The following is a 269-nucleotide window of genomic DNA, read 5'->3' on the forward strand; positions in this document are numbered from 1 at the left end:
CTAAATAAGTTTGTTCAGGGAGCTACCATCGTAGGATTAATGGTAACAGGATCTATGGTAGTTAATTTTGTTAAAGTAAGCGTGGCTGCTAAATGGAACTTTGGAGGCAAAGAAATAAATTTGCAAGAACTTCTTGATTCAATCTTACCTGGGCTTTTGCCCCTCCTCTTAACACTTGGTTTCTTATGGGCATTGTTTAAATATCAAAAGGCTATCTACTGGTTAATCTTACTTTCCTTTATTATAGGATTAGTTGGTAAATTCTTAGG

At 35.3% G+C, this 269-nt stretch carries 1 protein-coding gene; it reads left to right on the plus strand.

All coding sequences use genetic code 11. From position 1 onward, the window contains the following. Positions 1–54: 54 nt before the first annotated feature. Positions 55–269, plus strand: a 215-nt coding sequence (locus SB773_RS32035; RefSeq protein WP_410594377.1) for a PTS system mannose/fructose/sorbose family transporter subunit IID, incomplete at its 3' end; no start/stop codon positions are given.

The organism is Bacillus sp. SIMBA_074, assembly GCF_046534555.1.
Lineage (GTDB): Bacteria > Bacillota > Bacilli > Bacillales > Bacillaceae_G > Bacillus_A > Bacillus_A mycoides.